The organism is Cytobacillus sp. Hz8, assembly GCF_042263505.1.
Classification (GTDB): Bacteria; Bacillota; Bacilli; order Bacillales; family Cytobacillaceae; genus Bacillus_BE.
Map to the genome: position 1 here is coordinate 43477 of NZ_JBHKFI010000025.1, position 15088 is coordinate 58564.

At 38.0% G+C, this 15088-nt stretch carries 7 protein-coding genes and 1 riboswitch; of the genes, 3 read left to right on the plus strand and 4 right to left on the minus strand.

The annotated features are described in order from the left end of the window. Nucleotides 1-106: 106 nt before the first annotated feature. From ACE38V_RS21190 to ACE38V_RS21205, 4 genes are all read right to left on the minus strand, one after another. The gene (locus ACE38V_RS21190; RefSeq protein ID WP_375844487.1) at nucleotides 107-1066 is read right to left on the minus strand and encodes a 2-hydroxyacid dehydrogenase; all 960 of its coding nucleotides are present in this window, start codon (nucleotides 1064-1066) and stop codon (nucleotides 107-109) included. 253 nt (nucleotides 1067-1319) lie between these two features. After that, nucleotides 1320-5492 carry a S8 family serine peptidase gene (locus ACE38V_RS21195; protein ID WP_375844489.1) on the minus strand — a complete coding sequence of 1391 codons (4173 nt, stop codon included), beginning with the start codon at nucleotides 5490-5492 and terminating at the stop codon, nucleotides 1320-1322. Nucleotides 5493-5925: 433 nt separating this feature from the next. Beyond that, on the minus strand, nucleotides 5926-8844 hold the full coding sequence (locus ACE38V_RS21200; protein ID WP_375844492.1) for an EAL domain-containing protein: 2919 nt from the start codon (nucleotides 8842-8844) through the stop codon (nucleotides 5926-5928). A 200-nt stretch (nucleotides 8845-9044) separates the two neighbouring features. Further along, a riboswitch (cyclic di-GMP riboswitch) is annotated at nucleotides 9045-9130 on the minus strand. Between the two features lie 581 nt (nucleotides 9131-9711). Then, complete coding sequence (locus ACE38V_RS21205) at nucleotides 9712-10059, minus strand: helix-turn-helix domain-containing protein (RefSeq protein ID WP_375844495.1); 348 nt, start codon at nucleotides 10057-10059, stop codon at nucleotides 9712-9714. A gap of 1183 nt (nucleotides 10060-11242) precedes the next feature. Here ACE38V_RS21205 and sda point away from each other — a divergent pair. The 3 genes from sda to ACE38V_RS21220 are packed head-to-tail and all read left to right on the plus strand — an operon-like array spanning nucleotide 11243 to nucleotide 14169. Next, nucleotides 11243-11380, plus strand: coding sequence for a sporulation histidine kinase inhibitor Sda (sda, locus tag ACE38V_RS21210; protein ID WP_375844501.1), 138 nt, complete (start codon nucleotides 11243-11245; stop codon nucleotides 11378-11380). 48 nt (nucleotides 11381-11428) lie between these two features. Continuing rightward, nucleotides 11429-12136, plus strand: a complete 708-nt coding sequence (locus tag ACE38V_RS21215; RefSeq protein WP_375844496.1) for an EAL domain-containing protein — start codon at nucleotides 11429-11431, stop codon at nucleotides 12134-12136. Between the two features lie 59 nt (nucleotides 12137-12195). Next, nucleotides 12196-14169 (plus strand): methyl-accepting chemotaxis protein, encoded by a 1974-nt coding sequence (locus ACE38V_RS21220; protein WP_375844503.1) that lies wholly within the window; start codon nucleotides 12196-12198, stop codon nucleotides 14167-14169. Nucleotides 14170-15088: the final 919 nt, after the last annotated feature.

Genomic DNA, 15088 nt, shown 5'->3' on the forward strand with positions numbered 1-15088 from the left:
CGGACAGTTGATCTCCCACTTATCTTCTTCGCATTCTCAGAATCTTGAAGTGGGAGTCTTACTGTCCGTTAAGAGTGGGATAAAAACCAAGTATTGCAGTCACCTCTTATCCCAACAAATTAGGAGGAGTTTCCCCGCGAAGTCCAGCAACCAGGTTTTCGGCTGCGAGCATGGCCATTTTGATTCTTGTTTCGTTGGTTGCTGAGCCGATGTGCGGGAGGGTGACGACGTTGTTCATGTTTAGTAACGGATTGTCCTTTTGAACCGGTTCTTGAACAAAAACATCGAGTCCGGCAGCAAGGATTTCTCCTGTTTGTAAGGCTTGAATCAATGCCTGTTCATCGACAGTTTTGCCCCTTGAGCCATTAATAAAAATAGCTGTTTTTTTCATTAATGCAAATTCTCTTTTTCCAAACATTTTTTCCGTTTCTGGTGTTAGCGGAGTCATTAAACACACAAAATCAGATTGCTGTAATAATTCTTCAAGGGAGCAATATGTAGCCTGATACTTTTGTTCCGCCTCTTTATTATGTGAACGGTTATGATATAAAATTTTCATATCAAAACCATAATGAGCTCTTTTGGCAATGTCAGCTCCGATGCCACCCATGCCAACGATTCCTAATACTTTATGGTGCACATCCACACCATACCATTCTTCATCAGGAATGGTGCCCCATTGCCCTATTTTAACCTGATGATCTAATTCAGGGATTCTTCTCGCAGTCGATAACAGTAAACCAAAAATCGCGTCCGCTACAGTATCATTTAATACACCGGGCGTGTTGGTTGCCATCACTTTTCGCTCTGTCATCGCAGCTAAATCAAGATTGTCATAACCGACAGAGGTGTTGCACACGATTTTTAAATGGGGGGCTTGATCTAACAATCCCTTATCTACCTTCAAGCCTGCTCCGAGTATTCCTTCAGCTGTTTTTAATTTTTCTCGGAAAATCGGATAAGTTTGTGGGTCTAAATCTTCAAAATAGGTTACATCTAAAGTGTTTTGCAGAAATTCTAATACCTTTTTATCCACCTTTTTGTAGACAACTACTTTTGGTTTCATCATCAATGCCTCTTTTCTTAAGCTGAATGTAGTCCTTCTATAAAACATAGATTTTACAAAATATACTATTTATTTTACAACTTTCCTTAACACGAGTACATTTATTTACCCTATTTCGAGTGCAAAAAAACTGAAGTTTAAACATTATTCTAGCGCTGCTAAGGACCAAAAAAACCCTGCAGAGAGGGATTCTCACGCAGGGCCTTGAATTCTTTTATTGTGAAACAGTATTTATCGAGAAGTGAGAGGCAACTTACTTAACCTTTATCACTCCCGCTGCACTTTTATTCCCTGCTTTATCGTAGGCATAGATGGTGAGGGTGGTGCCTTTTTTCTGGGCTTTGATTTTGATTTTGTAGGTTCCTTTTGCGTTGACAGTTCCTTTTGCCAGTAAGATTTTGCCTTTGTAAATATAGACTTTGGCTCCTTCTTCTGCTTTTCCAGTTACATAAGTTGTTTTCGAGGTGATGGAGTTGACGGTTGGTTTTGCTGGAGCCGTCTTATCGGCAACCAATACATTCGCTGCTGGGCTAACATTGCCTGCTAAGTCCGTTGCTGTAAGAGTGAGTTTTGTGCCTGCCTTTTGCCTTGAAATGGTTAAACTAAAGTTGCCCTTCGAATTCGCTACAACACTCTTAATGTACTTACCAGAGTGATAGAGTTTGACGATTGTTTTTGCTTCAGCGGTGCCTGTCACCTTTGTGGATTTATCTGAAATTGCATTGACTTTTGGTGCTTTCGGAGCGGTTTTATCAATATTGATGGTTACAGACTTGAGTGCCTCCAGATTTTCTGCTTTGTCTTCACTTCGATATTCCACTTTGAACTGACCATTAGAGGAAAGCGTAATGGCTCCGTTAACATTCTTCCATTCTGATCGATTGACTCTGTATTGAGTGGATTTCACACCAGATCCTTCATCTGTTGCAGTGAGCTTGACAACAACATTAGAGGTGTACCATCCATTTTGACCAAGTTTGCCAGTGATTGTCGCCTCGGTAACAGGGGCGGTTTTATCTGGTCCAGGATTCGAATGGGATTTTACCCTCACTGCCACCTTGGTTTCCTTGCCGCCGTATACCACGGTCAACTCTGTATTTCCCGATTTAACAGCTGTTACTTTTCCTTTATCCACAGATATGATTTGATCATTAAAGCCGCTGTAGGTTGCCTCTGCAGTTGCGTCATAGGTAACTTCTTTTTCCCCAAAATATTTAGCCGTGACCGCTAGTTGTGCACTTTCGCCCACATCTAGAGTTAACTGCTTCGGTTCAACCACGACTTCATCCGGTGCTTTTCGTGTAATTTTCACTTCTTTCTCTGCATGGTTTTGCCCTTCATCGTCCACGATTATTTTCAAGGTATTTTCGCCAAAAACTAGATGCTCCAACGTCAAATCAAATTTGCCATCTTGTTTTAAAACAATTGGCTTTTGCTCAAGCAGCTCGCCCTTGCTGTTGGTTAATTCAAATTTTGCATGAAGATTGGCATTAACATCATAGTCCTCACCAAAAACCTCCTGGATAATCGGACCGAAATCGACGTAGGAATCCTCGATAGCACCGGATAATTGTGCGCTTGCTTCAGTCGTAGCAACGGTTTCTTCTAGATGAATTGTTGGTGCTGTGGTTTTGATAAAAACAGGTCCCAGCCATTCCTGCGTTAAGATGGCCGTATTTGTACTATTTAAGGTCGTTAAATCCACCGTATAGATACCATCAGGAGCTGTCTTCTTTTCCCCAGAACCCCATTCAGTATATCCACCATCAAAAATTACTTCCTTTGGTCCTGGAGCTGTTGATGAAGAGTTCACAAGATACCCAAGATAGCCATCCTCATAATATCCTGCATTTTGATGAATCGCATCCCATAATTCCATGTAAGTAGTTCCCTGTCTATCATAAAATTCATAATGAATCGTCGTACTATCCTGTTTCTTATCATTGTTTGGAGAAATATGATAGTTATCGATCGTGTAGGTCTTGAGTCCCGTTAATGGAGCGAAGTTTGCAGCGAATGGTAAATTTAAGTTTGTCTTGCCATTTGAAATGTGAACATAACCGAGTAATTCGTTTCCGGCTGTTCCAAGTCCTTTTGGCACATTTAGCGTGACTTTTAGCGTTTTCTCATCTGTTAGGGTAAAGTCCTCTTGATCAACCATAACACTAGCGTCTGCTAATGCACCGGTCGCGGATTTCGTCACCTCTACTGACACATGATAATCGCTCGGGTCACCAGTTAAATTTTTTACTAAAACATCCTTCGTGAGTGTGGACGGGGTATTGGCATCGGTTGGCACGTTGCCAAAGGTGATGGTTCCTTTACGATTTTCGTAGGTGTTGTTGGAAAAAGACGTTGTATCCACTACATAGACCAGAGCTTCAGTTGTTGCAGCCTTCAACGGTTGAACGCGGCCAGCCCCTTGAGTAAAGACATCATATTTCGTGGTATCCAGCTGTTTCGCCGTGTTGGTAATCGCAACTTTCAGATCAAATGGCGACCAATCGGGGTGCTCCGATTTTAATAGAGCAGCGATCCCTGTTACATGTGGTGTTGCCATACTGGTTCCAGTGAAGCGATCGTAAGCTTGAGAATAGTCTGCATCCGGATAATCCTTCTTATAAACTGGAATGGAGGACATGATGTTCGTTCCTGGTGCCGTCACGTCTGGTTTCAAATCAAAATTAGGATTGGCCGGTCCTCTTGAACTAGAGCTATTGACCTCATCCCCAGCTGTCTTATCTGTTGAAAAATTACTAAAGGTAACCGTCGCTGATTTCGTTTCTAACTCCTTCCGTAATGCATTCCCATCCGTTGTGGACATATCAAAGGTTGGAATAAAGGAGAAGGTATCGCCTAAAAAGACATTTGCTGGTCCAGTACCCGTGTTGTTATGGATGATCGCTGCAATAGCTCCCGCTTTCTTCGCAGCAGCGATTTTTTCAACGAAAGGAATCGAACCGCGCGAGATTAGGGCCACTTTTCCCTGAACATCAAGCCCATCGTAATCTTTCTCTTCCCCCAGCCCTGGAATCGCCACTACATCATAAGTCCCTGATAAGGTATCCCCAGGATTTGTTTTAAATTTCCATCCCATCAGGTTTAAATGATAGGCGACGGGATCTTTTCCCTCTACGGTTACAGTTGCATCCCCAGCCATCGTTGTTTCAGGTACCGTGGAGTTACCGACAGAGATAGCAAAAGCTGCCGTCCCCGGATTTCCAATCGTTCCCCGATTCGGACCGCTGTTTCCTGTAGCAATCACCGCTGCCGTCCCAGCAAGCGCGGCGTTATTAATAGCAATAGAATCTGAGGAGGTTTGATTATTGCTCGTATCCCCAAGTGATAGATTAATAATATCTATATCTTCTTGCACGGCTTTATCAATCCCAGCAATTACTCCTGAATTCGAGCCGGACCCATATGCCCCTAATACCCGATAGGCATAGAGTTCTACTTTCGGAGCAAGACCTTTAATTCCATATGGATTTTTCCCTTGTGCTGCAATCGTACCAGCGACATGGGTTCCATGCTGAGTATAGAAGGATTCCCCGTCTGCATTAAACTCAGGCCGATTCGCTGGACGATCAAGTGGAGAAGTCTCATAAGGATCATCATCTGCCCTCGGACGATCATAACCCGTATTTTGGTTGATAAAATTATATCCGCCCTTATATACCCCTTCAAATTCCGGATGATCATAATCAATGCCCGTATCGAGAACTGCAACCTTTACATTCTGCCCTTCATAGCCTAATTTCCAAACGGATGGGACCTCTAAATGAGGGCCACTTACATTCATCGTCGGAGAATATGTATCATCCTTAGATGATTTTCCTAAGGCATGCACCTCTGAATCCGGTTCGACTCTTACTACTCCATCAACAGCTAAAAGCTTATCTAAATCACCGACCTTCACAGTCATGGCCATACCATTAAAGGCATAGTTATACCGGAAACCATCCTTCGCTTTAATTCCTTTGGCACTTAAATTCTTTTTAAACGTATTCTGCTGCAAATTAACTTTATCTGCGACACTCTTTTCCATGTTTTTTGTAAAAGCTTTCCCTTTTACAAGATTAATTCCCTTCGCCAATGCCACAGGCTTTTCAGATAATTCCACAATGACGTTAACCTCTTCGTCTCCCTTCATGTTATGGAGATCCGGGTGTAGGATTGGCCCAGCCTTTAAAGCAGCTGTCTGCTCGGCAATCGCCCTTTTCATCTGTGTAAGTGCTTCTCTACTTAGCTGATTTTTTGGCGTTTCATCCTTTGTCTGAGCTTGAATGGCCAATGTGTCAGAAAGCAATTGTTCATGATTTTGTGCCTTCGCCTCTGCAATTCCCGTCGTTGGCAGCAATAATGAAAAAATAATCGCGGCAATAAGGAAACTACTTAAATACTTACGGATCCCTTTAGATTTCATGCCCTTCCTCCTCTTCTTATGCCTTTATGGAATAAATAGATGCACCTGATTTTGCTGATTTTTGAAATAAGCTCATATTGTTTTCCCCCTTTGTTATTCCGAAATCTTTTTAAGATGCTTGAGAAAGTGAATCCATTCAGTTCAGGAACAATTCAAGATATTCTATTGGGGGATGATTTTATGCTGAGGCGAAAGTCACTTCTCTACCTCAGGGCTTTTCAATAATTCTTCTATTCAAAATAAATTGCGTTTGGAATATTGATAGAGAAATAAGAGAGGGCACAAACACTAACAAATGATTTGAAGGATAGAAAAGAAAAAACTGGAAAAATTCTTTGCAGAGAATAAAGACTTTTCCCCTACAAGAGACTTTTCCAGTATTCATTAAAAGAATAACCTTGTGAAACAAGATTATCCGGCTAGGGGTAGGAACCTAAAAATACTCTTTTTTAGAACCTTGGAAGAAGCTGCAGCTTGGTAAGATTGAGTTGGATCTTAGTTGAAGGGTTAATTGATTTAATATAGCTGCGAATTGGTTTTTCTCACTTACGCTCATACTGAATTTAAAACCATATTGGAATAGTCCATCGACTTCTTCCTTCCACACATTTCTCCCTATAAAACTCATTTCTTTATCTAAAATAGTGGTGGTAAATTGCAATATAAGATCATGTTGGATAGGCAAATTGATACTTGAGAGATATTTCAAGCCTCCGAGACTAATATCTTCAATAAGAGACTTAGACTTCCCTAATTGAAGATTCTTGTTTTTGAATTTAATGACGATCATATCCGCGCTTAATGGGAAAACAAACCCTAAGCGATAATATTTCCGCCGATTTTCTACTGAATGTGTGGATCTTTTCGTTGGCAGCGCCTGGATGATTCCTTTTCGCAGGAATTTCTTAAATTGATCTGCCTTTACCGGTTTGCTAAAAATATACCCTTGAATCTGCGCACATTCCTGTTGAAGAAGAAAGTTTAGCTGTTGCTGATTCTCAACCCCTTCCGCAACAACCTTCATATTCAATTCCTTCGATAAAAATAATGCGCTTTTAATGATGCCTTCATTCTTAGTATTTAGCCCAATCCCATCAATAAATGATTTATCTATTTTCAGCGTATCAATATCAAGCTTCATTAAATACGATAAGGAAGAATAGCCCGTTCCGAAATCATCCAAAGCAAATTTCACCCCAAACTCCTTTAATCTTGAAATAATTGACTTCGTAGACTCTAAGTTTTTTATAAACGCATACTCCGTCAATTCGAATTCTATTAAACTTGGATCAATGCCAGCCGATTTTATGATTTCTTGAACGTCCTCAACAAAATTTACTTTCAATAGGCGTTTCGGTGATAGATTAACAGAGATAGGAACAACTGGAACCCCTTCTTCCTTCCAGGCTTTTAGCAGGAGGCATACCTTCTGCAGCACTAAATCGCCCATTTTAAAAACCATCCCATTTTCTTCAGCTAATGGAATAAATTCATTCGGCGAAACAATCCCCCAATCTGGGTGCTCCCAACGAATAAGAGCCTCTGCCCCTTCAATCCTTCCTGATCTCGTATCGACCTTTGGCTGATATTCAATATAAAATTCATGGTTGAAAATAGCCTTGCGCATATCCCTTTCCAATTGAAATAACCGGAAGGATTCAATGCTCATAGAAGAGGAGAAGACTTGCCAATCATTGCGGCCCAATTCTTTCACCTTCTTTAAAGCTTGGATTGCCTTTTTTAAAAGAGTATAGGAATCCGTTCCATCAATTGGATAGGAGCTAATTCCAATACTTACTGTAGTAAACAGCTCATACTCATCGACAAAAAATGGGAGTTCCATCTCTTTGATAATCTTTCTCGCCACCTCGAGTGTTTCCTCCACCTGGTGATTGGCTTCGATGCAAATCACAAACTCATCTCCTGCAATTCGCGCAAGGAAGCTTCTTTTGTCTAAAAGCTGATTTAAACGCTTCGAAAAAGATATAAGCAATCGATCCCCAATTTCCCCGCCAAGTGTGTCATTAATATAATTGAACCGATCTAAATCTAAATAAAATACCGCAAAAGATTTATGGTCTTTTTTTGATTGATTAATTCGTTGATCTAAAATCTGATAAAAATAATTTCTATTTGGTAGCCTTGTTAAATAATCATAATCAACTAAATTCGTGTAGACTTCAACACTCTCTTTTTCTCTTGTAATATCCTGAACGATTCCATCCATGCGGATAAGATTTCTGTCATCATCAAGATATGGTATCGTTTGTAAAGAAATCCATTTTGTCCTTCCATTCTTATCGATGATCCGTAATTGTTGATTGATCTCTTCCCCATCCTTTAATTTCTTTCTCCCCTCCTCAATAATTGACCGATCCTTGGGGTGAACCATCTCAATCAATTGAGCAGGATTTTCATTTAGAATACTGGGAGAAACACCAATAATCTCTTGAACTCCTTTAGAATAAAAAGTAAAGTGAGAATCCCTGCGATCAATAGACCAAATGCCTGCATGAAGATGATTAGCAACGGACAAAAACTGCTCCCTGCTTTCAGCTAATCGGTTCTCCATTTCTTTCTTTTCAGTGATATCCTGAATCACTCCGATCACTTTAGCCACTTGTCCCACTTCGTCAAACAGAGCATCAAAGCATATTAAAATCATCCTCTCTTCTCCATCCATACGAATTATTCGGTGCTCCAAATGATAATTATGATGGGATTCAACCAATTGTTTCAATCCCATGTCATACTTCTCTACATCTTGAGGATGGACAAAGCTCCGGACCGTATCAAGCTTGGGAACAAAATTTGAATCATTAATTCCAAAAATGTCGTAAACCTGCTTGGACCAAATTGCCTGCTGACTCGCCACATCGTATTCAAAGCTGCCAATGCTTGAAATTCTTTCTGCCTGTTCTAAGCTGTTAAACACCCTTCCAAGCTTATTCTCATAATCTTTTAAAGTTGTTTGATCTTGACATACAGCAAAAACAACCTCCGTTTCATCCTCTTTCATGCTAGGAATGAGTGATAGTTCAACAGGAAATGACTGGCCATTTTTGTGTAAAAGGGTAGATTCAAACACGGTGGGAATTCCGTTTAGCGCATTATGAAAATGATACTGAAAAAGATCGGAATCTCCATCCGGGAACCATTTGTTTTTTAAACGCACTACGTCATTCAAACTGTATCCAAGCAGCTCCTTCAGCTTTTGATTAATTGAAATAATCTGCTTGTCTAAATTAAATACAAAAATAGGCTGAGGATTACGAATAAATAATGCTCTGAAGATACCTGAATCATTGGCTTGCAGAGACTGATTTTTAAAAAACTTGTCTAAGAATTCCATACTTTCTTCCTTCCCATAAAAATTTGATTAAATATGAAAAAGGTTTCCAGCACATCTGTGTTTTTAATACGAGATGTTTCTTATCAAATTGTCTCTAATAGATTCATCGCAAATCCGCCATTTCCCCAAAGAAATTAAAAAAGCACTCTTTTCTGAGAGTGCCAAGAATCATAACATATTATTCGATCCTCATGTTTGAATATGGCGGCCCGACTATCATCGTCATAAAGACATTAGACTCGAAGCTTTGCGTCCTTACGTTTCCATAAGTTTGCCTTTTTCATTTTCCTAGTCAAATTTTACTATATTTCAATATTATTTAAAAGAAAATGACGGTCCCCTTTGATAAAAATTATTATTTGAAAAGACGAACCATAGAGCTGAACAAGCTACATATATACGTCAGGATTAAATAACATTATTAACATCCCCTGTAACAGCAGGAAAGGCCGGAACAGCTCACATAAACGATAATAATGGAGATTATTCGGTAAGCGAAGTCGTTTCCATTGCTAAAAGCTTAATTGGTATCCCCTACCTCTATGGTGAAACAACCAAAAATGGGTTCGACTGCAGTGGCTTTGTCTAGCCCATGCCATTCTTCCTCGCAAAAAAATAGGAGAGAGGCTGGTAACCTCTCCCCTACTATTAAAATGACAACATTATTCAACCCAATCGAACCACATTTCCCATACTATTTTACGAAATCAAAGAATGTACTCTTAAAACGATTGAAAATAATATGTAAAATCGAAACGAAATTCATCAATTTAATGTTATGCAATTGGTTGTTTCCAAAATTCGATTTCATGTTCGAGAAAATAGGCCTCCATTTTCGCTTTCTTGCCTCTTATAAGTTATTATCCATTAATTTTTTCTTGCAATACTAAAATTTACATACTCCAAAATAAATTCTTTTTCACTCTGGCTTAATTTAAGATTTAATTCCGTTAGATCCCAACTAGAATGAAATAATTTTTGTTCCTGTTTGAAAGCTTCATTTGTATCACCTTTAACAATCCAATCGACTGTTACATGAAGAGATTCACTTAAGGATAATAGAATCTCAGCTGAGGGGTTCGTCTCTCCGTTCACAATTTTACTGACTGTACTTTTAGATAAGCCGCTTATTGAAACCAAGTCCTTCTGCTTTAACCCCAGTTCATTCATTCTTTCTTTCACTCTATCTCCAATATCTTTCCGAATATGTCTCATAGGCAACAACATTTCCTTACACATTTTTCTATTAAGCCGAAGTTTCTTATTTTAAACAAAAACCATTGACTGGTTTCCAATAATGGATTATTATGGAGTAGGAATACGGGACTATTTCAAAAACAAAAAATATTAAAATAAATAGATGCATTTGTTTTTCTTTCAAAATAAATGGTTAAGATGGAGGCCTAATACACCAAATTAATTTATGCTGTTCATGAAATGTCGAATTTTGTTATATCCCTTGTTTAAGAGACTATTAAGGATAGAACAAAATAGCTTGGCGTTTTTTTGCTTTCAAAAAGAACTGAATAAATATTTATGCATTTTTACGAATATTTATGCATAGCAAGATTTTATCAAAGAACGACCTAAACGAATAGAAAAACCATGATATCTAACAAAAATGAGGTCAAGAATTTCGAAGATAGCGATATCACTTATTTTGAAGAAAACAGACGCCCTCATATTCGTACTCCTTTCAATTATATTAGGAAATACAGAGTCTAAGGATTTTTTTGATTAAAAAAAATATGTGAAGGATATCGACATATTTTATCTAAAAAATGGGTTAAATATTGTTTTTTCATTTATACAAGACACCATCTTCAGTGACATAACTTGTTTTCTAGATCTATCTAGAGGATTTCAGCATGATTTCAATTTATAAAAAACGCACGCTATGATAAAGAAACTCTTTTCAGAAGTGCAGCATAAAGAGAAACAGCAGAGAATACCATCCACTAACCTCCTCTTAGGTTTATATTGAATTCGCATGTTCCTCTATTTTCCAACAAGCTATTTTGAAGATATTTCATACTCTTTTCAACATAATTTTCGATTGTTACACCACTATAATATGGTGAATCCTATTAACTTTTAGTACTAAATGAATAACAGGAAATTAACATAGTTTCAATTGTAATTATATACTAAAATGCCCAATAATATAACAATTTAACGGTCATATTATACTATTTCCTTTAAAAATATTATTTCAAAATATTGTCCCTTATGTGATTATTTTCATCACATTTAATTGTCTTTTAGTATTTTTCTATATCTTTTTATCTATTATTCGATTTTCTTGATTATGGAATTTAATTGATTGTTTAAAACAACCTAGAAGCTAATCATTATTTTAATCTAATGTTTGAGTAAGGTGATTGTATTGTCTAGTTTAATGATTCTTTCTGATGAGGAACTAGTGGAAGTATACCATAAAGGGATATCCCTAAAATTAGATCCTCTATTCATTAAGTTGATTGAAAAGGAATTAATAAAAAGAGGAATCAAACTAAAAGTAAAAGTCAAGTTATGATCATGCTCACCCTATTATTTTCCTAGCATAGAAAGGAGAAAAGTTGATTTGCTGAAACAGGCTCACTATCTAGAAGACAAAATATTGTTTAATGAATATCAACCTCTCATTAATTCAAGTAATGATTCCATTTTTGCATTTGAGGCACTGATACGCTCCTCTCCCCCCGTCAATCCACTTATCATGTTTGAGATTGCTCGGAATGAAGGGTTTTTATACGAATTAGATACCTTTTGTATTGAGAATGCCATTAATCAATATCCACAATCCTATATCAAAAAGTATTTTTTATTTATCAATATTTTTCCATCGACGATTATACACCAGCATTTTGAAAAATTTATCCATCATCTCATCGAGAATTATCCCAATATTAATCAACATGTCATTTTTGAAATTAATGAAATTTCTCTTGAGGAATCCATTTGGGAAAAAGAAATCTTCTTAGAGCGGATGTCGATATTAAGATCACTTGGATTCAGAATTGCCCTTGATGATTTACAAATTGCCAGATCTTCTTTGCATAAGCTGGAAACCCTCTCTCCAGAGTATATTAAATTGGATCACACCCGCGCAAAAGATTTATCATTTTCGATTATTAGACAGGAGGTGGTTTCGTTTTTTCTTGAATTTACACATTCCAATATGAAATTAGTATTAGAAGGAATAGAAACAAAAGATGATTTAATAATGGCAAAACGTTTGGGAGTCCCTTTACTGCAAGGCTATTACATCTCTAAACCAAAGCGTCTGTAGTTTTGCCTCTTGAATTATTTACTATCACTTAATGGTTTTTAAAAGGGGTCCTTTTGGTGATGAATTTCACAGCTATTTTCAGAAATTTGAAAACGAAACTAATTTTCTCATTTTCCTTAGTCTTAATTATCCCATCCTTATCGATTGGAATACTAGCTTTCATTACCGCAAAAGATTCCGTGGAGAAAGAGATGATTTTTGGGTTTGAAAAAAATATAACCTTTTTAAACTCATCCATTGATGACACCTTAGAAAAGAAAATCCATGATACCACTTACTTTGCAAACATAATTCAGGCAAACGATTTGCTTGAAAAGCGCCAATTCAATCTGAAAGATCGATTGGACGAATACATACGATTGCACCCAGAGGCTCAAAGTATATCTGTTGGAACGAACAAGGGAACATATGCAGAAATGCCGCAAAAAAAGATGGAAGCCAACTATGATCCACGTGAGCGATTTTGGTATAAAGATGCCATGAATCAAAAAGGGAAAGCGGTGGTTTCGGAGCCTGAGGTTTCAGCTATCACAGGAGAATTAGTGATCACCATTTCTCGTGCTTTCGAGGACGGATCAGGCGTTGTTGCCATTTCACTTCCCTTAAGCTACATTCAAAAACAGGCTCAGCAAATTAAGATAGGAAAAAAAGGCTATGCCGTAATTTTAGACAGGAATAAAAAATACATTTCCCACCCTACCATTAAGGGAGGGACCGTTCCAAAGGAGGATTTTTACAACAAGCTATATGCGCATGATAAAGGAAAGTTTTCTTACACTTATCATGAGAAAGAGAAATTATTAAGCTATACGACGAATGAGTTAACGGGCTGGAAGCTTGGCGGAACCGTGGAAAAGACAGAAATCAAACAAAGCGCCTATCCTATTCTCAAAACTACCATCATCATTATTGTCTCTGCCATTATGCTGGGTGCGGCAGTAATTTATTTAATTATTAAATCCATCATAAAACCAATAAAAGAAATTAAAGAAAAAGCGATTACCGTTAGCAAAGGAGATTTGACCGAGCATATTGAGGTGAAATCGAAGGATGAAATCGGCCAATTGGCTTATGCTTTTAATGAGATGCAGCATAGTCTAAAGGGGCTTGTTCAAGAAGTGGAACAAAGTGCAGAGCAGGTTGCCTCCTCAGCGGAGGAATTATCGGCTAGTGCCGAGCAGACAAATGCAGCGACGGAACAAGTAGCTGCGTCTATTCAAGAAGTAGCAAACAGTGCCGAAAAGCAGACAAGCAGTGTAGAGAAAAGCGCCCAAACATTAGGCGAGGTTTCTAATGGAGTGATAGAAATTGCCGAAAGCTCCATGATGATTTCCAAACTAGCCAATAACACAACAACACAAGCAGAAGAAGGAGAAAAGGCTGTTGCAAATACGGTTCATCAAATGAATTCGATTCAAAAATCCGTTCAGGAATCAAATAGAATGATCTATTCACTTTATGAGCGTTCAAAAGAAGTGAATTCAATTCTGGATGTCATTACCCAAATCGCCGATCAAACAAATCTTCTCGCTTTAAACGCAGCAATTGAAGCGGCGAGAGCAGGCGAACAAGGCAAAGGATTTGCTGTTGTTGCAGATGAAGTCAGAAAACTGGCTGAGCAGTCTCAACACTCTGCTAAAGAAATTCATATGATCCTTCAAGGAATTCTCCAAGACACGGAAAATTCCGTTCAAATTATGGGGCATGTTAATGAGGCTGTTGAAGAAGGAGTCATTGTATCAAATAAAGCGATTGAAAAGTTTAGTCTAATCTCTCAAAGCGCCAAAGAAGTCCCTATTCAAATGCAAGAGGTTTCCAATCATTCCAAACAAATCTCAGCAGCCGTTCAAGAAATCACTTTAACGGCAAATGAAATAGCTGAATTAGCACAAGGAAACGCCTCTACCTCAGAGGAAGTGGCGGCATCTGCAGAGGAACAGCTGGCCGCAATGGAGGAAATTTCCGCATCGTCGCAATCCTTGTCTTCAAGAGCAGAAGAACTTAGGGGTTTGATCGCTAAATTTAAGTATTGAGGAGCCTTCTATAAATTTCTTGCTAAGGCTCTTTTCGTAAACTTTGTTGCTTTTGGAATAGATTTTTTTGCGGCTCATTCAGAAATTGCTGGATGAATTGCATGGTATTTGTGCGAGCGTTTCCTAGATATTGCGCGTATTTTTCTGAATTCACGAATAAAAAAGGCGTTCGCGAATAAATTGGCTGTTTTCGCGAATAAATTTTAAAAGTTGCGAATAAACTTTGAATTTTCGCGAATAGACTTCATTTTTCGCGAATAAGCAGATTCATGACTCTTTTTAAATAATATTGAGGCCTTATTTTCGCGAACATTTTTATCTTTTCGTGAGTAAAATCTATTTTTCGCGAATAACCTTATTTTTTCGCGAGCATTTCCTAGATACCGCGCGTATTTTTCTGAATTAGCGAATAAAAAAGGCGTTCGCGAATAAATTGGCTGTTTTCGCGAATAAATTTTAAAAGTTGCGAATAAACTTTGAATTTTCGCGAATAAACTTCATTTATCGCGAATAAGCAGATTCATGCCTCTTTTTAAATAATATTGAGGCCTTATTTTCGCGAACATTTTTATCTTTTCGCGAGTAAAATCTATTTTTCGCGAATAACCTTATTTTTTCGCGAGCATTTCCTAGATACCGCGCGTATTTTTCTGAATTAGCGAATAAAAAAGGCGTTCGCGAATAAATTGGCTGTTTTCGCGAATAAAAATTTTAAAAGTTGCGAATAAACTTTGAATTTTCGCGAATAAACTTCATTTTTCGCGAATAAGCAGATTCATGACTCTTTTTAAAGATGACGTAAAATAGTTTGTGTAAGAAAAATCATAGACAAAAAAAAGAAGACAAAGTACTCTCGGTTTGTCCAGAACCTTAATGAGAGGAGACTTTGTCTTATGTCTAACACTAATATACCTCAATT